Annotated in this window: 19 protein-coding genes; 4 read left to right on the top strand and 15 right to left on the bottom strand. The window is 52.9% G+C overall.

Annotation, left to right across the window (positions count from 1 at the left end):
* Positions 1–14: 14 nt before the first annotated feature.
* Positions 15–554 carry a disulfide bond formation protein DsbB gene (dsbB, locus tag BZJ18_RS05950; protein WP_077455715.1) on the top strand — a complete coding sequence of 180 codons (540 nt, stop codon included), beginning with the start codon at positions 15–17 and terminating at the stop codon, positions 552–554.
* Positions 555–603: 49 nt separating this feature from the next.
* Here the strand turns inward: dsbB and BZJ18_RS05945 are convergent, their stop codons facing one another.
* From BZJ18_RS05945 to BZJ18_RS05910, 8 genes are all read right to left on the bottom strand, one after another.
* Positions 604–1,029: a (deoxy)nucleoside triphosphate pyrophosphohydrolase gene (locus tag BZJ18_RS05945; protein WP_077455714.1), complete on the bottom strand. Its 426-nt coding sequence runs from the start codon at positions 1,027–1,029 to the stop codon at positions 604–606.
* 19 nt (positions 1,030–1,048) lie between these two features.
* Complete coding sequence (locus BZJ18_RS05940; protein ID WP_077455713.1) at positions 1,049–1,681, bottom strand: SEC-C metal-binding domain-containing protein; 633 nt, start codon at positions 1,679–1,681, stop codon at positions 1,049–1,051.
* The gene (dusC, locus tag BZJ18_RS05935; RefSeq protein WP_077455712.1) at positions 1,669–2,673 is read right to left on the bottom strand and encodes a tRNA dihydrouridine(16) synthase DusC; all 1,005 of its coding nucleotides are present in this window, start codon (positions 2,671–2,673) and stop codon (positions 1,669–1,671) included. The genes BZJ18_RS05940 and dusC overlap by 13 nt, the downstream gene beginning before the upstream one ends.
* A gap of 120 nt (positions 2,674–2,793) precedes the next feature.
* Positions 2,794–3,525, bottom strand: a complete 732-nt coding sequence (locus tag BZJ18_RS05930) for a DsbA family protein (RefSeq protein ID WP_077455711.1) — start codon at positions 3,523–3,525, stop codon at positions 2,794–2,796.
* Between the two features lie 29 nt (positions 3,526–3,554).
* Positions 3,555–4,073 carry a protein disulfide oxidoreductase gene (locus tag BZJ18_RS05925; RefSeq protein WP_069590516.1) on the bottom strand — a complete coding sequence of 173 codons (519 nt, stop codon included), beginning with the start codon at positions 4,071–4,073 and terminating at the stop codon, positions 3,555–3,557.
* Complete coding sequence (locus BZJ18_RS05920; RefSeq protein WP_077455710.1) at positions 4,070–6,193, bottom strand: protein-disulfide reductase DsbD family protein; 2,124 nt, start codon at positions 6,191–6,193, stop codon at positions 4,070–4,072. Before BZJ18_RS05920 ends, BZJ18_RS05925 begins: the two co-directional genes overlap by 4 nt.
* Positions 6,194–6,242: 49 nt before the next feature.
* On the bottom strand, positions 6,243–6,602 hold the full coding sequence (locus BZJ18_RS05915; RefSeq protein ID WP_077455709.1) for a hypothetical protein: 360 nt from the start codon (positions 6,600–6,602) through the stop codon (positions 6,243–6,245).
* A gap of 179 nt (positions 6,603–6,781) precedes the next feature.
* Positions 6,782–7,222, bottom strand: coding sequence for a YcgN family cysteine cluster protein (locus BZJ18_RS05910; RefSeq protein ID WP_077455708.1), 441 nt, complete (start codon positions 7,220–7,222; stop codon positions 6,782–6,784).
* A 164-nt stretch (positions 7,223–7,386) separates the two neighbouring features.
* On the opposite strand from BZJ18_RS05910, the gene BZJ18_RS05905 reads away from it, so the two are divergent.
* Complete coding sequence (locus BZJ18_RS05905) at positions 7,387–7,653, top strand: YkgJ family cysteine cluster protein (protein ID WP_077455707.1); 267 nt, start codon at positions 7,387–7,389, stop codon at positions 7,651–7,653.
* 56 nt (positions 7,654–7,709) lie between these two features.
* Here the strand turns inward: BZJ18_RS05905 and BZJ18_RS05900 are convergent, their stop codons facing one another.
* Positions 7,710–8,573, bottom strand: coding sequence for a Tim44 domain-containing protein (locus tag BZJ18_RS05900; protein ID WP_077455706.1), 864 nt, complete (start codon positions 8,571–8,573; stop codon positions 7,710–7,712).
* 201 nt (positions 8,574–8,774) lie between these two features.
* On the opposite strand from BZJ18_RS05900, the gene BZJ18_RS05895 reads away from it, so the two are divergent.
* Together BZJ18_RS05895 and BZJ18_RS05890 are read left to right on the top strand one after the other, a co-directional pair.
* The gene (locus BZJ18_RS05895; protein ID WP_077455705.1) at positions 8,775–9,170 is read left to right on the top strand and encodes an NINE protein; all 396 of its coding nucleotides are present in this window, start codon (positions 8,775–8,777) and stop codon (positions 9,168–9,170) included.
* 182 nt (positions 9,171–9,352) lie between these two features.
* Positions 9,353–11,215 (top strand): MFS transporter, encoded by a 1,863-nt coding sequence (locus BZJ18_RS05890; protein WP_077455704.1) that lies wholly within the window; start codon positions 9,353–9,355, stop codon positions 11,213–11,215.
* Here BZJ18_RS05890 and BZJ18_RS05885 read toward each other — a convergent pair.
* Genes BZJ18_RS05885 through BZJ18_RS05860 form a run of 6 tightly spaced genes read right to left on the bottom strand, consistent with a single transcriptional unit; the run spans position 11,212 to position 18,309 of the window.
* Positions 11,212–12,612, bottom strand: coding sequence for an AMP-binding protein (locus BZJ18_RS05885; RefSeq protein WP_158011256.1), 1,401 nt, complete (start codon positions 12,610–12,612; stop codon positions 11,212–11,214). The two genes, BZJ18_RS05890 and BZJ18_RS05885, sit on opposite strands and share 4 nt — an antisense overlap.
* Entirely contained in the window at positions 12,609–13,598 is a 990-nt protein-coding gene (gene menC, locus BZJ18_RS05880; RefSeq protein WP_077455702.1) for an o-succinylbenzoate synthase, read from the bottom strand. Before menC ends, BZJ18_RS05885 begins: the two co-directional genes overlap by 4 nt.
* A gap of 7 nt (positions 13,599–13,605) precedes the next feature.
* Positions 13,606–14,472, bottom strand: a complete 867-nt coding sequence (menB, locus tag BZJ18_RS05875; RefSeq protein WP_069590537.1) for a 1,4-dihydroxy-2-naphthoyl-CoA synthase — start codon at positions 14,470–14,472, stop codon at positions 13,606–13,608.
* 12 nt (positions 14,473–14,484) lie between these two features.
* On the bottom strand, positions 14,485–15,294 hold the full coding sequence (menH, locus tag BZJ18_RS05870) for a 2-succinyl-6-hydroxy-2,4-cyclohexadiene-1-carboxylate synthase (RefSeq protein WP_077455701.1): 810 nt from the start codon (positions 15,292–15,294) through the stop codon (positions 14,485–14,487).
* Positions 15,287–17,011 (bottom strand): 2-succinyl-5-enolpyruvyl-6-hydroxy-3-cyclohexene-1-carboxylic-acid synthase, encoded by a 1,725-nt coding sequence (gene menD, locus BZJ18_RS05865; RefSeq protein WP_077455700.1) that lies wholly within the window; start codon positions 17,009–17,011, stop codon positions 15,287–15,289. The genes menH and menD overlap by 8 nt, the downstream gene beginning before the upstream one ends.
* Entirely contained in the window at positions 17,008–18,309 is a 1,302-nt protein-coding gene (locus tag BZJ18_RS05860; RefSeq protein WP_158011255.1) for an isochorismate synthase, read from the bottom strand. The genes menD and BZJ18_RS05860 overlap by 4 nt, the downstream gene beginning before the upstream one ends.
* Between the last annotated feature and the right edge of the window lie 20 nt (positions 18,310–18,329).

Below are 18,329 nucleotides of genomic sequence, written 5' to 3'. Positions count from 1 at the left end.
GAGTAATTTGAGTTATGTGGCGCGCCTTAAACCAGTTTTCTCGCAGTCGTTTTTCTTGGCTGCTGTTGCTCGTGAGTGTTGTCGGTCTTGAGGCTACAGCGCTGTATTTCCAATACCACCAGTCACTCGCGCCTTGTGTGATGTGTATTTATGAACGGGTTGCACTGTTTGGCGTGGGAGCAGCCGCACTGGTTGGCGTGATTGCGCCGCAAAATGCTGCATTACGCACCTTGGGGTTACTCGGCTATGGGGTGACCGCTGCCTGGGGGCTAAAACTGGCACTTGAGCATGTCAGTTACCAATTTCCGGATCCGAATCAACTGTTCGGCCCGACGTGTGATGTCGCGGTGAACTTCCCGACTTGGGCCCCACTCAATCAATGGCTTCCACAGGTATTTGAAGCTTATGGTGATTGCAGCAAGGTGGTATGGCAATGGCTTGGCTTTTCGATGCCACAATGGTTGGTAGGTATTTTCTCGGCCATGCTGGTGGTGTGGGGGTTGGTCGTCGTCGCCCAATTTATTGGCCGACCACCGCGCCGTATCTTTTCTTAGTAACCTTGACGCGCCGCCTCCAAATCGAGGGCGGCGCATCTGCAGCCACTTAGGCTTCGCAGACGATTTGCGTATCGGCTTGTAGCTTAGCTAGCAAAGGTCTATCCGCTGCACTAAATACCGCGGGATCGAGTCGGTTTGGTTCGCTCCAGTGAATGGCCTGATGACTCAGGGCTTCAGGCTCTCCCTTGGCGAGGGTGCACCAATAGCTACACAACAAAATGCGCTTATCTCCGTAGTCATATTCTGTTTCGACAATCGGCGCGCCGACGGCTACCGTCACTCCCAGCTCTTCTTTTAGCTCACGCGCGAGAGCTTGTTGATCGCTTTCATCCGCTTCTACTTTACCCCCCGGAAATTCCCACCAGCTAATGTAGGCCTTGTCTGGGTGGCGCTGAGCAACAAGCACTTGGTTTGCTTGCCCAATCACACCGGCGACCACACGAATCGCCGCTTGCGTGTTTACTTGCGTCATCGTTCTCTCCTGCAATCGCTTATCGCCCACAACACTTTTTAAACTTGGTGCCACTGCCACACGGACAAGGGTCGTTACGCCCTATCGACTTAAACGGGTTAATTTGATGGGCGCCATGGCTGCCTTGCTGCACTTCATCTGCTGCTTTGGCGACTTCTTGGATCATTAAGTCCAATTGGTCGATGTAGCGACCGGGCTCAATATCTAAGCCAACTTCTTTCATTTGCGCCAGCGTCCCCGCCTCGTCATGCAGCAACAGCATCGAGGTCACCAGTGCGGATAACATGCGGCGACTTCCATCGCCGACGGTCGCTTCTTGCCAATGCGGCTCAACATAAGGCCATACCGCAAGAAAACCTTCGGCAAACGCTTGAGCCGGTTCGCTACGTAACGACAGCATCAACGCGTCTGGCAACTCATAGTCGTTGCGCATGAGAGCGTGATACTGCGCGTCAAGATGCGCGAGGATCGTCTTTTTATCGGCGTCAGGTAAATGGACATCGTCTTCATCAAGGCCTGCCGTCATCAATACCGATAACCATGTGTCCGGTGATAGCGGTGCGGGACAGATATTGGCGGCCAGCAGGGCGCCTTCTACAAAGCTGGCTGGCATGCCTTCCCATTCAGAAGAAAGCGTGATTAGTGTTGACATTCTGTCTCCCGTATCTGTTGAGTCGCGTCAGCGAGGCGAGCGTTATCCAGCTCACGCACTATCTCATCGGCGCGATTGAGCACGCGAATCGCTTTAAAACAAGCGTCTGCTTGCGGATAGTACTGACGTAAATATTTGAACCACTGTTTTATTCGGTTCGGGAAATACTGGCCCTTATCACCTTGTAGCTCGAGTTCGGTATAGCGTACCAATAACGTAAGCACGTCTGTCCACGCCATTGGTGCAACATTGTCTCGAATGTGAGCGCCAAGGTTGGGCATGTTCAGGGCACCACGACAAACCATTAAGGTGTCGCACCCCGTGATGGCTTGGCAGCGTAGCGCATCCTCTCGGTGCCAAATATCGCCATTCGCGGTGACAGGAATAGGCAGTTGTTGATTTATCTCTGCGATCAAATCCCAACGAATGGTACCCGCTTTGTAGCCATCACGCTTAGTTCGCCCGTGGACAACAAGCTCAGAGGCACCGGCTTGGTATACCGCATCAGCAATCTCCGGGTAGTCATCCAAATCGTTGTAGCCAAGACGGATTTTGGCACTCACCACATGGGCTGAGTCCACCGCATCGCGCACCGCTTTCACCACATCAAACATATGCTCTGGGGTCTTGAGCAAGGCCGCACCACCTCGGTTGCCATTCACCGTTTTTGACGGACAGCCAAAATTAATATCTATCCCGTGGGAGCCAAGCTCAATGGCTCGGATGGCATTGCGCGCCATCGCCACCGGATCTTGCCCCAACAGCTGCACACGCACCGGCGTGCCGGCGGCGGTGACGCCTCCTTGATGCAATTCAGGGCACAAGCGATAAAAGACCTTCTCGGGTAAACGCTGATCGACCACACGCACAAATTCCGTCACACAGAGACTGTAATGATTAATCTCCGTGAGCAGGTTTCTCATTAAGGGATCGAGTACCCCTTCCATTGGGCCTAAAACCACGCGAGGGGCAGATGGATATGTTTGACTCATGCCATGACCTTTACCAGTAAGGCGCGCTATTTTGCCAGCTTTTGCCGCAAAGCGCAGCTAACAAAAAAAACCAGTCAAAATATGACTGGCTTTCATACTGTTAGCATTAGTGGTACAGACCTAGCCCTCTGCCTTCGCTGCCTCAACCATGGCCTCTAGCTGCGGATAAGGTAAATAGCCCGGCGCGACTTGATCGCCAATGATCATCGCTGGCGTGCCACGCAGCCCCAGCTCAACAAAGGCTCGGTAGTTATCCGCCACCGCTTTTCCTGTTTCTTCTGGCGTTTTTAGCCATTGCTCGGTCTTGGTTTTCTTGGCGATTTTCTCTAGCGAGCGCGCATCATGCATACCACGCTTTTTCATCAGCAACTCATGAACTTGTGCAAAAGCCTCTGGCTGTTCTAGCCATACATTCATGGCATATACCGCAGAGTTGGTGCCCAGCTCATCAATGGTTTGTTGTTTAAGTGGCACGGCAATATTGATGACTTTGACATCATCATGCGCAGCCACCAGCTTTTGCAGTTCATCTTCCAACTTTTTACAGTACGGGCAGTTGTAGTCCATAAAGTTCACCACAGTGACGGCTGGGTTTTCGGCACCAATCCAACTATGGGTCTTAGACTCAAACCAGTCGCGACGTTTGGCAAGGTTCTGCTTAAACGTCTGCTGCTGCTCAACAAACGTCTGCAAACTCTGATTAAGGTTGGCAATTAGCTTGGGGTTATCTTCCAACAAGCTAACAATTTCATCCAGTTGCGCTTGCTGTGTATCGCTTAAATTCTTGGCGCTAGCAGGCATGGCTAGCATCATGAGCGCAACACATGGCGCGATATAACGAGTGAAGGACATTGGGTTTCCTTTTTATTGATATAAATGCATTACAACAGTCTCAACCATAGGCCAAGGGGCGTGGTGAATCCGGTTGTAATTGAAGTAATTTTTCCTTGTTCGATCACCATCACGGTGGGCGTTACTTTCACTGAAAAGGCATTAGAAAGCGCCCCGCTTTGATCGTTCACCACAGGAAAATCATAACCATGATGAGCAAGGTATCCGGCCACATGTTTATCCGAGCCCGAGCGTAACGCGATCGAGACCACTTGCGCATGACCACTTAGCCAATCTACCGAGGGGGTCACAAAACGGCATACCCCACACCAACTTGCCCACACATAGACCAGCACCGGCTCTTGTTGCGACATGGCAACCAAATCTTGTTGGCGACCATCTAGTAAACGCATCGATGTCACCGGCACCTGACTGGTATCGATATCACGGCTTCGCCACCAATCGACGGCAGTGCTCGATATCAGTACAAATACGATCAGCCAGCACAGATCACGCGCACCACGTTTGACCCGTTGACGCCATGACAGTTTCGTTTGAGTGGCCGTCATGGTGTTTTCGCCCGCTCAATCGCGGCCATCACCGCGTTATCGGTCAAAATCACCGGCAACGCGATCCCATCAGGTGCACCCGGACCATAAACAATATTGAACGGCACGCCATAGCGCTGGTGCTTTTGCAAATACTGCGTCACTGTATCACTCGGACGGGTCCAATCACCTTGCATCGTCACTACATTCGGCGCGGTAATCGCATCATAGACGGGCGACTGTAACATCACCCCTACTTTGTTGGCGTGGCAGGTAATACACCAATCGGCGGTCACATCGACAAACACCACTTGTCCCTGTTCGACGGCGCGCGTGATTGCCGCTTCATCAAGGCTTACCCAATCTGGTTCAGGATTGAGGGGCGTTGCCCACTGCTGCGCGGTCAAGGACGCTCCTATCAGCCCAAGCACAATAATAACCAGCAACCCAGCCGAGCCTTTAATTGCTGCCAGCTTGCCAAGGGTCCGATATGTCAGCCACACAGTAGCAACTAGCAACAGTGTTCCCACTGCTATTGCACCTAAGACGCCAAGATAAGGCATCCATAACCAGAATAGCCACACTGTGGTGCCAGCCAGCAACAGCGCAAAGACCCGTTTGACATGGTTCATCCACGGGCCGGGTTTTGGCAATGCGCGAGTCAGCCCTGGGAAAGCGGCGACCAACAGCCACGGCAGCGCCATACCAATCGCCAGCGCGGTAAAAATCAGCCATAGTGCCGTCAAAGAGCCACCCAGTGCGTACGCCACAGCCGTGCCAAGGAAAGGGGCCGAACACGGTGTGGCCAGTAAGGTCGCAAACACACCTTGCACAAAATGACCACTGTGGGTGTGACCCCCGCGTGTTGCTAGCCACGTCTGCCAACTTGAGGGCAAATCAATACGCAGCACGTCGAATAAGCTCAGGGCAAAGAGCCAAATCACCAGCGTCATGACCCCGATAAAGATCGGACTTTGGAACTGGATGCCCCAACCGACGGCTTGCCCTGTCAGTTTGAGCGCCATCAGTAATCCAGCAATCGCCCAGAAGGAAACGAGTATCCCAGCTGCTGAGGCCAAAAACTGGCCACGAATGACACCACGAGTGGCGTTAGGGTTCGCAACAATACTGTTGAGTTTGAGTCCCAGAACGGGGAGTACACAAGGCATCACATTCAAGATCAAACCGCCCAAGAGCGCAATCCCGCCAATCACCCAAATAGAAAGTCCCGCGTGTGCAACCACATGGCCTGCTCGTACCGTGATGCTATGCTCGGCGAGTAGCTGTTTATCCATGACGGTAACCTGAATCGGCTTGTTGGTAAGATTGGGGGTTTCAATCCAATTGGTTACATCAAAGGTCGCGGTCAGCGTATTGCCATCACGGTGGATACTCGGCAACCCAAAGGTGTCATCAATCACCGCCTCACCATCCACTAGGAGGTCAGGTTGCTGCCAAGCTTGGTTGCCCGTCACGGTGACGGCGAGCTGCTGTTTACTGGCATCCCAAACCGCAGAATCAAGCGTCACATTTGGGAGTGGTTTGGGCACCTGACTCATCGCTTGGTTAAACTGATACATCCGCTCGCCATCGGCCTCTAGTGCACTAGGCGTAAAGTCGAGCGAAATAGGATAGTCAGTGATCACACACACACTGGTACACGATGACAAGCGCAGCGTCGCATCCAGTGAAACCGGCTGTTGCCAGTGTTCAACATCCAATGTCAGAGGGAAAGCAACCTGCCCTTTATAGCCGAGCATGGTCAACCCGAGCTGCTCATAGCGCTTCGGCGCCGGCCAGTGCCAAGTAATCTGGTTCAGGTTTTGGCTGTCATTGATAATCAATTCGGGAGCCACGCCCCCTTCGCCGGGCGAGCGCCAGTATGTTTTCCAATCACCTTGCAAGCGGATAGAAAGTAACCCATCGAGGCGCAGCGTGTCTGGACTCCCTTGCCCAGTTAACGCTAAACGTGCCGTCACCGGCGGATGATCAGAATTTCTGAGCCAGCCGGTATCCGGAGCATTGGCTCGTGCCGTTGGAGTGAGTAGCAGTAAGCACAAAGACAATAGCGGCAGCAAGACCCAAGCTTGCCAAGCGCGACCTTGTTTAACAGTGTGCCAATAGTCATTGATTCGATTCATAAGTCTGTTCCTTGTTAAGAATAAATACGCCATTTGAAAAGCAGGCGCTTTATTCTCGGAACACACAAAAACAAAGGTGCCGTCGCCGATAGGTGGGTGGGTCGTGAGTGGGTAAGGTAATCGATACGCTCACCGTCGCCATGACCGCAAGTAATACAATCAGCCACCAAAGTGGCGCGGGAAGCCAATCGAGCGTCAACGCGGTAGGCTGAACCAGCTGCTCAGACAGGGCACATTTTTTCCCGACCGCACTCGCATCATCACTTTGGTCTTGCATACTCAATGCTTGGCAAGCGGCTTGCACACCTGATTGCCAACTCAGTTGGTTTTGCAAGGCGCACACTGCCAGAACCCATATCGCTACCGCGAGGGCCCAGCCAGCTTTAGAACGACGTGCATACTCTTGCATTCCACCTCCTGTCGAGTTGGCGATCATTATGCCCAACAACAGAAAATAAACAATGGGTTATCCGCGAAGAACCATCGCCTTACGCCGTGGCTTGCATGTCGATACAGTGCCGTCTTAACAAAAAAGGCACCGCAAGTGTCGGTGCCTAGCTAAACAACGTCATAATATGTCTGCCGCCACTAACGCCCGGCAGGATGATTCAAAATATGATCTTCCCAATCAATCACATCGATTTCGTATACCACGCTGTCTTTGACCGAGATCCCAGCTTGGTGCATTGCCGCTTTTGAGCCAGTGATCAGAGGATGCCACTCAGGCAGAGGTTTATTCTCGGCCAACAAGCGGTATGCGCAAGTCTCTGGCAACCAATAGAATTCATCTATTTTATCGCGGGTAAGCTTGAGGCATGACTCTTCATAAGAAAAGCGATTGGGATAGTCTTTGCATGAGCACGTTTTATCATCGAGCAGACTACACGCCACGTTGGTGTAGTAGAGCTCGTCGGTCTCTTCGTCGATCAGCTTATGTAAACAGCAACGGCCACAACCGTCACATAAAGCTTCCCACTCCTCGTCGCTCATTTGCGCCAAGGTTTTTTGTTGCCAAAAAGGCGTGCTCATGATGTGTACTCTCTTATATTTTTCCGCTTTGTGGCGGTAACGACATTGCGCCGCTGTTATAACCATCATAGCGGTAAAGTGCAAGCGACCTTCCCTTCCCGACTTGGCGACAACCAACGTCAATGGTAGAGTGCCTGCCCGTTTTGCTCTGATACCGAGGTTTTATGCCCACTACGCCGACATTCTCGTGCCGTTTAGGCTGCGGCGCGTGTTGTATTGCCCCGAGTATTTCCTCTCCAATACCCGGTATGCCTGACGGTAAACCCGCAGGAACACGATGTGTCCAACTCGACGAGCATAATTTATGTAAACTGTTTGGTCGTCCTGAGCGACCTGCGGTGTGTAGTGCCTTTAGCGCTGACAAAGACGTGTGCGGTGAGAGTACCCAGCAAGCGTTAGATAATTTAATTTACCTCGAGGCGGCAACATAAAAAACGCCAGCCCAGTGATGAGCTAGCGTTATTGTAGCGAAACGCGAGTTCTCGCTTTAGCTTTGAATACCTACGATCAACCAAGGTGCATTGGACTGGGTCAAATCACGCTCCAAATGCCAAATATCCGAGATATCTTCTTCTACACCCTCGACACGATCACAGTAACGACCGGTGAATTTCAAACTCAGTTGGGCAGTGCGACTGTCGTAATCGGCACGCACAATCTCAGCATCCACATACATCACTTCGGTGTGTTGCTCCCCGCCTAATCGCGCACGTTCGGCGGCTAAGTCGTTATACAGCGCTGGCGTCACGTACTCTTGGATTTTCTCCAGCTCGTTATGGTTCCAAGCGCCTTGCAAAATACGGTAATGTTCGCGCGCACCACTCAAAAAGCTTTGCATGTCGAATTGTGGCGGGAAGTTAAAGGGGACATCGGTTTGTGTTTCCCCGAAACCACCCGACGTCGCGTTGGTATCTGTGGCATTGTTACGAAACGCTGAGGGCTGTTCGTGATAATAGCCTTTGTTTTGTCCCGCGTAAGCGGGCCCTTGCGCCTGAGCACTGGCTTTGGCCTGTGTCATGCCCCGCAAGAACTTCATAATCAGGTAGGCAATTAAACCAAGGATTAAGATATCCATAAATTGGATACCCTCAAAGGCACCACCAAAAAAGGCCGCCAACAAACCTCCGGCGAGTAAGCCGCCGAGTAAACCACCCATCAAGCCTTTTTTACTGCTGCTTTTGGTCGGGCTTTGTTTGATGGTGTTGGTATCGGTTGTTTTTTGCTTAGGGGCGGGGGCAGTTTTAAAGCTTTTGCCAAATGACTTACCGCCACCAAAGCGCTTGGCTTCTGCGTAAGGCGCTGAAACAACGAAGACAAACATCAACGCTGCGACAGAGAGTAATTTTTTCATGATTGCTTCATCTGTGGTTTATGACTGATGTCATGCTAGAGTGTCTGGAAGTGAAGTCAATCCTATGACTGACATTAATTGTTACCAAACGTCACCACCGGATTCGGGAACCATCGCGAAGTTTGGCGCACTCAAGGAACCATTTACGCTGTCACGACTCCAAGCTCACAACGCATTTATTTACATTGATAGGACTGGACCATGAATGATACCCACAGCAAGTTTATCGGTTATCTGCTTTGGATCTTTGGCTTTCTTGGCGCACACCGTTTTTACTATGGTAAACCTGTCACTGGGACGATTTGGTTTTTTACCCTCGGCCTGCTCGGGATTGGCTGGATTATCGATCTCTTCTTGATCCCGCTAATGGATAAGGAAGCGGATCTACGTTTTCGTAGCGGACAAACCAATTTCACCGTCGCTTGGCTGCTGCTGACATTTTTAGGTATCTTTGGGGTCCACCGTATGTACATGGGGAAATGGATCACTGGGGTCATTTACCTGTTTACGGGCGGTTTCTTCTTACTCGGCGTGCTATATGACTTTTGGACGTTGAATGATCAAGTCTCGATAAAAAACAGCCAAAAATTTGCCTAACGCCACTATCGACTGGCAGTAATCAATAACCGTTATTTGTCGCTGACACAGCCAATATCGGGTGTGCACACTGATTGCCAATCGCATAACCTAATGATGCGCAACCCGTTTAAAGGTTGCGCACTCGCCTCGCCTTGCTAGTATAAGTCGCTTATTGCACCGCTAAACGGACCGATGTACTCATGAGCCAACAGTTTCAGCTTCTACGCGAGCGACGCTTTCTGCCCTATTTCATCACACAGGCGTTAGGGGCCTTTAACGATAACGTTTATAAAAACGTGTTGGTGATCATGGTCGCATTTGCTTCCGCCGAGCAATTGCCAATGGATGCAACTCTGTTTATTAATGCCGCGGCGGGGCTATTTATTCTGCCTTTTTTCCTGTTTTCTGCCTTTGCCGGTGAACTTGCCGACAAATACGACAAAGCCCTTATCATGCAGCGCGTGAAATGGCTGGAAGTCGTAATTATGTCGAGCGCCGCGATTGCCTTGTATTACGAATCATGGACAGTGCTGCTAGGGTTATTGTTTATGATGGGCACCCAGTCCGCCTTTTTTGGCCCGGTAAAATACGCTCTGCTACCACAAACCTTGAGCGATAAAGAACTGGTCTCGGGCAATGCGCTCGTCGAAACCGGCACGTTTTTATCTATTCTACTCGGGACCTTACTCGCCGGATTTATCGCTCATCACCCACATGCCAATCTGGTTGCCGGCGCCGCGGTATTAGCCTTTGCACTGCTGGGCGTGCTATCGGCACATGCGATCCCCCCCGCGCCTGCCGGTAATCCAACCCTCAATCTGCGCTATAAACCCATCGCACTGATGAAACAAACCTTGCGTTTTGCACGCCAAGACAAAGTGACCTTACAGGCCATTTTAGGTATCAGCTGGTTTTGGTTTCTTGGTGCAAGCTACCTGACCCAGTTTCCTAAATACACCGCCTTGCTGGGCGGGAATGAAACCGGCGTTTCCTTCTTACTGACCCTATTTTCAATCGGTATCGCGGTGGGCGCGCTGCTGTGTGACAAGCTGTCCGGCCACCGTATCGAGCCCGGTATCGTGCCCTTGGGAAGCCTTGGGCTTACCGGCTTTGGGTTGCATTTATTTTTTGCCACGCCCGCCAGCACAACTGTGCACAGCGATTTAATCGCCTTTGTGACCGATCCGGCACTGACGTGGGTGTTTATCGATTTATTGATGATTGGCGTGTTCGGTGGGATCTTTATTGTTCCCTTGTATAGCTTGATGCAACAGCGCGCCGATAAAGCCGCGCGTGCACGCGTTATTGCCGCCAACAATATCTTCAATGCGTTGTTTATGGTGGCAAGTGCCATTCTTGGCATCACCCTCTTGGTGGTGATCAAAATCTCCATTGCCGAGTTTTTCCTGTTACTGACAGTGCTCAATTTATTGGTGGCTATCTATGTCAGTCAGTTGGTGCCGATTTTTGCACTGCGCTTTTTTACGTGGATGATCACGCACACCTTGTATCGGGTGAAGCATAAAGATTTACACCATATTCCCGAACAAGGGGGAGCCTTACTGATTTGTAATCATGTCAGCTACATGGACGCGCTTTTGCTGGCGGGTGCTTGTCATCGTCCGATTCGCTTTGTGATGTTTGAAGACTTGTACAAATTACCCGTGCTGCATTGGTTTTTCCGCACCTCAAAAGTGATCCCCATCAGTCACCGAGGACGCACCATTCGCGCCGCGATGAATGAGATCCAACGCGCGTTAGATAATGGCGAAGTGGTGTTGATTTTCCCAGAAGGTCACCTGACCTTTGATGGTGAAATAGACCAGTTCCGCCGTGGCATGGATATGATTCTGCAGCGTTCACCGGTCCCTGTCGTACCCATGGCACTGCAAGGCTTATGGGGCAGTTATTTTAGCCGACATGGCGGCAAGGCCATGTTAAAACTGCCAAAACGCTTTTGGTCAAAGGTAACTGTGGTGGCCGGCCCCGCCGTGGAGCCGGAAAAAGCCACCTCCGCGTATATGCGCGACGAGGTGATTCGCTTACGTGCCGACCGGCCTTAGTGTTCGATTTGCTGGCTTGCCCATTGGGCAAGCTGCAAACGTGACGGCTTGATACTGGCACCCTGCTCTAATATCGGCCACGGCAAAAAAGCAATGGGACGTTGATAAGGCGCTAGCGAATGACAATGCGCCGTTAATTGCGCCTGATCCAGTTGCGCTGTGCTTTGCACTATCGCCACTGGACGCGCGCCAAATTCATGGTCAATAACCGGGACAACCACGACTTGGTTGATCTCGTCTCGTTGGAGTAAGTGGCTTTCAATACGCTCAGGCTGAACATTTTCTCCACCGCAGATAAACTGATTATCCTTACGCCCGATAATACGCAACACAGGCCGCTGGCGGCGCGTCTCCCATCTCGCCAGATCCCGGGAGCCTAAGCCTTGCTCTGCCGAAAGCGCCTTTAACCGTCCCGCTTGCCAATATCCTAACGCGAGCGTGTCGCCACGATGAATCACTTCACCATCGCTCGCCAGCGCAACGGTACGATACGGCAAAGGCTCACCGACATCGTCATGGCCATCGGCGCGCTTTAACGTGACGGTCGATGCGGTTTCTGTCATGCCATAGCCACACCAACAAGCAATGCCCTGTTGCTCAGCTAGTTGTGTCAATCGTGCGGGAATCACTGCACCGCCCAGTAATACATGCTTAAGTCGAGAAGGCGCTTGCCGCGCGGCCAACCAAGGTAAGGCGCGATAGAGTTGTGTGGGCACCAATGAGGCGTGTGTCACCCGAGTCAGTGATTCGGGTAAAGCTTCTCCCTGACAAGGGAAAATGGTGAGGGTGGCACCTTTGAATAACCAGCGCCACACAATAGCCAGCCCCGACACATGAAAAAGCGGCAACGATAACAACCAACTATCGGTGCTACTGCTCGGCCTCTCCTCGTGCTCAGACAGCCCTTGATACGGCAGCATCTGGGTTAAACCTGCCGCACTGGCAAGGTGTTGATGCGCGGCATGTACCACGGCTTTGGGCTTTCCTGTTGATCCCGATGTAAGCGTCATGGTGAGCGGTTGCTGTGGTTGCCAAGGCGCTATCGATATCGCGTCGGCTCCCCTTGCCTCATTTTGAGCGCAGTCCAGCCATTGAAATTCGCCAAGTTCAGCCAACACGGCGGCTTTCACGTCGTCACTTAAAGCATGATTGAGCACTAAGGTGATCTTGCCCGCTTGCCATGCAGCAAGCAGGCCCACCACTAAGCGCTGGGGAGCAAGACGACTGTCGAACACCACCACTGGCGCGGCATTAAACTGCGTTTGCTGACGGTCCACATCCGCCACCAGCGCCTGCCATGTCAGTGAGGTGTCACTCTCGATGGCAAGCGAGTCTGGCGCACAGCCAGCCCAGTGCCGCCACGGCCACACCTTAAATCCGAACGCCGAGGCTGTCACAATGTATTCACCCAGATAAGGGGCTGGTCATGTAGAGGCGCTAATGGCTGCGGCGCACCCGGCCACGTACGGTCAAGTTGATGAGCAAAGATACTCAGGGTATCAAGCCCAGGAACCACATCAGGCGTTAACCAGGTGGCAAAGCGTGATAGCTGCGTGAGTCCAAGGCTTGATTCTAGCGCAGCACTGATCACAGCCTGCTTGCCAAGCGTTTTCGCGCTATCAATCCAGCTTGTCAGTGACGCAAGATCGCCCATCAAGGTGGGCTTGAGTACCCACACTGAAGCGTATTCACTTTCAATCAATTCACTGTCATCGTGATCGCGCAATGTCTCATCCCAAGCGAGAGGAAAGCCCAGCTGTTGCGCACAGCGCAGTGATTGCAAGGGGTCGGCACAGGGCTCTTCAATCCAGCTAATCCGCTGTTGATGTGCCTCACTCAAACCTTGCCAAAACTGGCTTAGCTGCTCTGGCCGCCAACGCCGATTGGCATCCAGTCGCAAGGTTAATGTCGGAATCGCCTCCAGTAAGGTCGTGACCATCAACCGATCGCGCGCCACCTCATATTCGCCTACTTTTACCTTGGCTTGCGGTGATGGCGTTTGACTTGGTCCACTCAAGGCTTGTAAGAGCGCATCAGGATCGCCCGTACAGACAGGCACAGTCGCAAACGTCGCCTCCGTCGGTAGCTTTTGGTCCAACTCCGCTTGCGCCACACTCACTCCCCATGCGACTGAGGGCAGTAATTGCGTCATCGCCACATGGCGGTGATCACACCATGCCGCGGTAGCGGCAATCAACGCATGGCGTGCTTGTGCAAAGCTCTCTTGGCTAAACCCCGGCAGAGGCGCCACTTCGCCCCAGCCGCGACGTGCGCCTTCGCTCAGCTCAACCACTAACCCTTCCCGCTCAGCCAGTCGCTGGTCGCGCACAAATACGCCCGACTGGATCGGTAACCTATAGTGGTAGATCCGTGCCTGCCTCATACTCACCTCATGGATTGCGTGGGAAACGATTGAACGCCGGACGGCGCTTCTCGTTGAACGCATTGCGCCCTTCTTGCCCTTCTTCAGTCATATAGAACATCATGGTTGCGTTCCCTGCCAACTCCTGCAACCCAGCTTGTCCGTCACAGTCAGCATTCAACGCGGCTTTTAAGCAACGCAGTGCCATCGGGCTGTGCTGCAGCACTTCACGACACCAGCGCACGGTTTCGCGCTCCAAGTCGGCAAGTGGCACCACAGTGTTTACTAGTCCCATATCCAACGCTTCTTGCGCGTTATAGAACCGACATAGGAACCAAATTTCACGCGCTTTCTTTTGACCCACAATGCGAGCCATGTACGAGGCGCCCCAGCCACCATCAAAGCTGCCCACTTTGGGCCCGGTTTGGCCGAATTGGGCGTTATCGGCCGCGATGGTCAGATCGCACATCATATGTAGCACGTGACCTCCACCTACAGCATAACCGGCCACGGCAGCAATCACAGGCTTTGGACAGGTACGGATCTGACGCTGAAAGTCCAGCACATTAAGATGATGGGTGCCTTCGTCGTCTTGATAGCCGCCGTAGTCACCACGGATGGATTGATCGCCTCCTGAACAAAAGGCTTTTTCGCCTAAACCGGTCAAGATGATCACTCCTACATCACTGTCGTAACGGGCATCAGCAAGCGCTTGCATCATCTCTTTGACAGTTTGGGGGCGAAAGGCATTGCGAACTTGGGGGCGATTAATCGTAATACGCGCAATACCGTCTGCCGATTTATGGTAAAGAATGTCGCTGAATGTCTGATCAGCCTCTACCCATTCAATGGGTGCATACAGTTCTTGTTCGGTTATACCCGGCGTAATAGCCATAGGATCTCCCCTTTATAGGTTGGTTGGGGCAACGCCCTGAAAAGCTGCACTTGCGAGTAATGCGTGTACAAAGCCTTGTGGATTTGATTGGTGACAGTTGTGACCCGCTTCAGGGATCACCGTGACACCAATCCCAGTGGTTTGATGCAAGTGTTTGGCAAGTGCATGGAATTTTTTATCGTGCTCACCACAAAGGTAGTCAATGACGAGCCCGTGTTGAAAACAGTGTTTAAGCGCACTGCGTAAGTCGGCTTGACGGCCTAACGACGTAGCCAATAAGGTATCCGCTACGGCCGAACCGTGATTCGATAAGCGCCGTTGGACCATCGCGCAACGGGCAGATTCATCAAGAGATTGAAAGACAGGCTGGCGATACCAATCGTCTAGCACCGCGTCTAACGGCTGATGACGAAAGCGTGTGGCCCATTGCTTATCATGTGCGAGTCGCTGCTGACGGGCCTCGTTATCAGCAAGTCCCGGATGACCGCCTTCTAACAACACGCCAGACCAGCGAGTGGGTGCATAAGTAGCGCAATGCATCGCTAAACGCGCACCGAGGGAGTAACCGACCAATAGCGCTGGCTGCCGCTCCCATACCTGCTCACAAGTTGTCAAAATGGCGTCACACGCATCGTCAAAATGCTGACATTGCTGTGTCCAGCTCTCGCCGTGTCCGGGTAAATCAAGGCATAACCAGTGACAATGGGAGAGTGCAGTAGTTACGGCTTGCCAATCGTCGCCGCAACCCAGTAACCCATGTAAGAATACCACCCGCGGCCCATTGGGATCTCCACCTTGACGATAGGTGAGTCGACTAGCCATGCGCAACCTCCGCCAATAAACGGTTCAGTACACTTCCTGCCTCGCCTGCAGGTGTATTGACTTCGATGACCTCTGCGCCGGGTGACTGTAACGCCCCTCGCAAGGTTTCGCTCAAACTCACTAAATCTTTGGGCTGGTGGTAAGGCAAGCCAAACATGGTTGCTGCCGGTTCAAAGCCCAAGCCATGCGGCATGCGGTAGTAAGCATCTCGCAGGGATGGCTCAACCGGTAACATATCGAAAATCCCACCGCCGTCGTTATTAAGGATCAAAATAACCGCTGGGGCAGGTGCATGACGCCACAGCGCCAAGCTGTTTAAATCATACAAGGCGCTGGTATCTCCCAACACCACCAGCATCGGGTGCTGATTCACTCGCTGCACGCCCGCGGCACTTGCGAGTAAGCCATCAATACCCGACGCCCCCCGATTGGCGTATACGCGATAATCACTCAGCTCACTCCAAATATCGGCTAAGCGAATCGTCAAACTATTGCCTAAAAACACATCACACTCTGAGGGCAGCCACTTAGGCAGAGACTGAAAAAGACGATGTTCGGATAGGCTGTCTTCCACCTTTGCGTACGCGTGTTGCCGTTGTATCTGTGCCGCTGTGGTCACCGCCTGCGCCCAGCCGCTTACTGGTCGTTGCAGCTGAGTGAGCGCATCCGATAACGCGTCTAGACCTTCCTCCCATTGCTGGGGCATAAACCGTATGTATTCACTGGGCCGATGAGCAGGATCGAGCGCTTGTTCCCGATCGGTGATCAGCCAGTACGGCACTTCTATGTTGGCCAGCCACTGCGTTAAGCGTTTGGACACCAAACGGCCACCGAGTTGAATAACCCACTCCGCCTCATCCAATAGCGCGCGAGTGCTAGGCGCGTTGAGCCACAAATCATGCCCCGGCGCCGTGCTTTTGACGCCGGATTGTGGGTCGGCCAGCACCACCGCATCGAGGACGTTTGCCAACCGCGCCACCTGAGCGCCTACGTTGGCCGGCAGCGCACCAGCAATCAATACCACCTTGCTGCTTTGCGACGCGAGATGTTGCCAAGAGGCAGGCATCTGCCACTGCGTTCTGGTTGGCATCATGCTCACATACGGCTTGTCATCAGTAAGCCATTGTCCCAATCCTGCCCGCAATGATTGCTCACTCGTTCGGTCACGCTCGCCATAGAAAGGTTCTCGAAACGGGCAGTTGATATGCACACTGCCACCATGCTGGGCCTGCTGAGCCATCAGATGATCAATCTTGCTCAGGAGTGCTGACAAGGGCATCGCGGTCTCAGGGGCTGGGAGCGAGAGCGTTTGCGTGACATGGGAAGAAAACAAGCGGGGTTGCTCAATGGCTTGATTGGCACCACAGTCAACCAATTCAAACGGTCGGTCGGCCGATAAGATCACCAAAGGTTCGCCGGTTAAGCGGCTTTCCGCCACCGCAGGGAGAAGATTCGCCACCGCGGTGCCAGAGGTGACAACCACCGCAACCGGACACGCATGCGCTTTTGCCAGCCCTAGCGCTAAGTAGCCTAACCCGCGCTCGTCAAAGTGACTGTGCAAAGTGACACCGCGTCGCGGATGCTGGCTTTGCTTTACAGCAGCGAGCGTGAGCGGTGTAGAGCGAGAACCCGGCGCAATACATATATGCTGCACGCCCAGTCGCGTAAGCTCGTCAATAATCACTTCAGCCCATGTGTGGGTGAGCGCCAGCGTCATCCGCACACTCCTGTCATTCTTTCGGCTGAGAGGGGCACTGGAGCATCCGGTAAACATTGGCGCAAGGTCGTGAGTTTATTATCCAGCTCCTGCCATTCGGTATCCGGATCTGAGCCTGGCACAATGCCTGCCCCTGCATAGAGATCAATGGTATGGCCTGAAAGCTGCGCACTGCGAATAGCAACGCAAAACTGGCTTTCACGCTGTGAGATATACCCCACCGCTCCACTGTAGCGTCCGCGAACAATGCCATGTTGAGAAAGAAATGCGCGCGCCAAATCACGCGGCAACCCCGCGACAGCGGCGGTAGGCTGAAGGGCGCTTAACAATACCGTATCGTCCACACCGGGGCCGACAATCGCACTGATGCGGCGGCGCAAATGTTGTAAATGACGCAATACCATTAAGTGCGGAGCAGGATCGGCAGTTACCGTGAGTGCATGACGGCGTATTCCCGCCAAGATATCGTCAACCACTAATTGGTTTTCGTGAATATTTTTATTGTCGTGTAGTAACCACTCACCTAATTGGTGATCATCGCTGAAGGTCGCGCCACGCTTGACGGTCCCCGCGACCGCTTCGGTACTGACACGACAATCGCGGCGCCGATACAAGCGTTCGGGCGTCGAGCCAAGAAATGCATCTTGCTCGCTAGTCGCAAATAAAAAGTGGAAGCTTTCTGCATTATGCTGCTGGCTGTGACTGAGTAACTGGCCGGCGCTAATGGGAGCATCCAACGTCAACCGTGTTTGTCGCGCTAACACCACTTTTTTAAGCGATGTCGATGCCATCTTCTCCAACGCCGTGGTCACCGATTGACACCACCCCTGATACATCGGGGTATGGTTTTCGTGTTTGACTTGACTCTGCATGGGGGCCAATGGCCGCCCCAACCAGATCACTTGGCTTAATATCGCTTGGCTATCCACACCCGCCTGCACATTAACAGAGAGCTGCCAATGCGCATCGCGGCGGATCAACTCGACGACCGGCAGGAAAAAATCACCATCCCCAACGCCATCATCAAACGCCACACATCCCCAAATTCGTTGCTGTGGCGTGAGTGAAGCTTGCGCTTCATGTAGCTGAGAAAAACGGTGGCACGCCCCTAACACCAATGCCTCTTCGCGGCCATCGCGCGACTGCCAATACATTTTCGGGAAGACAGGCTGGGCATCCAGCCAAGCAATCGGGGAAAGGTTACTCGGCCAGTCAAAATCTGCTTGTAACAGAGCGGAGGCTTGGCATATTGCCAACTGGCTCTGTAACTGATTGGCCGCTTGAATCAGGGTAGTCACGACATCCTCCAACCGCATCG

The sequence above is a fragment of the Salinivibrio sp. IB872 genome, from assembly GCF_001995345.1.
In the GTDB taxonomy this organism is placed as follows: domain Bacteria; phylum Pseudomonadota; class Gammaproteobacteria; order Enterobacterales; family Vibrionaceae; genus Salinivibrio; species Salinivibrio proteolyticus.
Note: the sequence above shows the minus strand (reverse complement) of the source record. Positions and strands in the feature narration are given on the sequence as shown.

Excerpts from the sequence above, each read along its gene's own strand:
- dsbB (WP_077455715.1), top strand. The coding sequence starts at position 15 with ATGTGGCGCGCCTTAAACCAGTTTTCTCGCAGTCGTTTTTCTTGGCTG.
- BZJ18_RS05945 (WP_077455714.1), bottom strand. The coding sequence starts at position 1,029 with ATGACGCAAGTAAACACGCAAGCGGCGATTCGTGTGGTCGCCGGTGTG.
- BZJ18_RS05940 (WP_077455713.1), bottom strand. The coding sequence starts at position 1,681 with ATGTCAACACTAATCACGCTTTCTTCTGAATGGGAAGGCATGCCAGCC.
- dusC (WP_077455712.1), bottom strand. The coding sequence starts at position 2,673 with ATGAGTCAAACATATCCATCTGCCCCTCGCGTGGTTTTAGGCCCAATG.
- BZJ18_RS05930 (WP_077455711.1), bottom strand. The coding sequence starts at position 3,525 with ATGTCCTTCACTCGTTATATCGCGCCATGTGTTGCGCTCATGATGCTA.
- BZJ18_RS05925 (WP_069590516.1), bottom strand. The coding sequence starts at position 4,073 with ATGACGGCCACTCAAACGAAACTGTCATGGCGTCAACGGGTCAAACGT.
- BZJ18_RS05920 (WP_077455710.1), bottom strand. The coding sequence starts at position 6,193 with ATGAATCGAATCAATGACTATTGGCACACTGTTAAACAAGGTCGCGCT.
- BZJ18_RS05915 (WP_077455709.1), bottom strand. The coding sequence starts at position 6,602 with ATGCAAGAGTATGCACGTCGTTCTAAAGCTGGCTGGGCCCTCGCGGTA.
- BZJ18_RS05910 (WP_077455708.1), bottom strand. The coding sequence starts at position 7,222 with ATGAGCACGCCTTTTTGGCAACAAAAAACCTTGGCGCAAATGAGCGAC.
- BZJ18_RS05905 (WP_077455707.1), top strand. The coding sequence starts at position 7,387 with ATGCCCACTACGCCGACATTCTCGTGCCGTTTAGGCTGCGGCGCGTGT.
- BZJ18_RS05900 (WP_077455706.1), bottom strand. The coding sequence starts at position 8,573 with ATGAAAAAATTACTCTCTGTCGCAGCGTTGATGTTTGTCTTCGTTGTT.
- BZJ18_RS05895 (WP_077455705.1), top strand. The coding sequence starts at position 8,775 with ATGAATGATACCCACAGCAAGTTTATCGGTTATCTGCTTTGGATCTTT.
- BZJ18_RS05890 (WP_077455704.1), top strand. The coding sequence starts at position 9,353 with ATGAGCCAACAGTTTCAGCTTCTACGCGAGCGACGCTTTCTGCCCTAT.
- menC (WP_077455702.1), bottom strand. The coding sequence starts at position 13,598 with ATGAGGCAGGCACGGATCTACCACTATAGGTTACCGATCCAGTCGGGC.
- menB (WP_069590537.1), bottom strand. The coding sequence starts at position 14,472 with ATGGCTATTACGCCGGGTATAACCGAACAAGAACTGTATGCACCCATT.
- menH (WP_077455701.1), bottom strand. The coding sequence starts at position 15,294 with ATGGCTAGTCGACTCACCTATCGTCAAGGTGGAGATCCCAATGGGCCG.
- menD (WP_077455700.1), bottom strand. The coding sequence starts at position 17,011 with ATGACGCTGGCGCTCACCCACACATGGGCTGAAGTGATTATTGACGAG.